We start from the raw sequence: 1,180 nt of genomic DNA on the forward strand, positions 1-1,180 counted from the left end.
AACCCCTTGTATCTTCCCAATCATCCGACGTGAGTTGGTTTTCGCGGACAGTGCGCCAAACCAGACACCCCTGAGAGCACGAGCTCGTGATGGAGCAATAGGTCAACGCACTGGCCCGTCTTGTTCAACCCTGTAGCCCGAACAGTTGTCCATGACGAACATGCATCCGCAAGGTGGGGTAAGGGACGAGGGTCAACGGCCCAACGCTGGCATCGACGTGGCCAAGGCGCACCTTGACGTGTGCGCGGGCGACCAGAAGCTGCAGGTGGGCAACGACCCGTCGGGATGGGACGAGCTGATCGCGAAGCTGCGAGCGCTGCAGGTGGACCTGGTCGTCGTGGAAGCGACGGGCGGCTACGAGCGCGGGGTGGTGTGTGCGCTGCAGCAGGCGCAGTTGTGTGTGGCGCGGGTCAATCCGCGGCAAGCGCGTGACTTTGCCAAGTCGATGGGCCAGCTGGCCAAGACCGATGAGGTCGATGCCCGATGCCTTCGAGACCTGGCCGACGTGCTGGCGCGGCACCAGGATCGCCACAAGTACATCACCGCTGCGGCACAGCCTCACCGGGAACAGCTGGTGGCGCTGATGGTGCGCCGGCGGCAACTGGTGGAGATGCGGGTGGCCGAGACCAACCGGCTCGAGGGTGCCAATGCACGAGCCGTGCGCAGCATCCGCAGCGTGCTCAAGACCCTGGACCGCCAGTTGCAGGACATCGACAGCGACATCGACCGACACATCGACGAGCACTTCAAGCCGCAGCGGCAACTGCTCGACAGTGTCAAAGGCGTGGGGCCGGTGACCACGCTGACGATGCTCAGCGCGTTGCCGGAGTTGGGGCAGCTGCGGCGCCGCCAGATCGCCAAGCTCGTCGGGGTGGCACCACTGGCGGACGACTCCGGCAAGCGCCGGGGCGTACGCAGGACGTGGGGTGGGCGCGCAGAGGTGCGAGCGGTGCTGTACATGGCCACGCTCACGGCCATGCGCTACAACCCGGCCATCAAGGCCTTCTACGAGCGGCTGGTAGCGGCAGGCAAGCCCAAGAAGGTCGCCATCGTGGCGTGCATGCGCAAGCTGCTGACCATCCTCAATGCGATCATGCGTGACAGTGCGACCTGGAACCCACTGGCCTCAATGAACGGAAAAGGAGCTTGACTTGAAAGACAGTTGCTCCATCGAGCGGAC

General features: G+C 64.5%; 1 protein-coding gene. It reads left to right on the forward strand.

From position 1 onward, the window contains the following. The first annotated feature begins 160 nt into the window (after positions 1-160). Entirely contained in the window at positions 161-1,150 is a 990-nt protein-coding gene (locus E8D38_RS27790; protein WP_140637525.1) for an IS110 family RNA-guided transposase, read from the forward strand. Positions 1,151-1,180 lie beyond the last annotated feature (30 nt).

Source organism: Methylibium rhizosphaerae (assembly GCF_006386545.1).
Lineage (GTDB): Bacteria > Pseudomonadota > Gammaproteobacteria > Burkholderiales > Burkholderiaceae_C > Pseudorivibacter > Pseudorivibacter rhizosphaerae.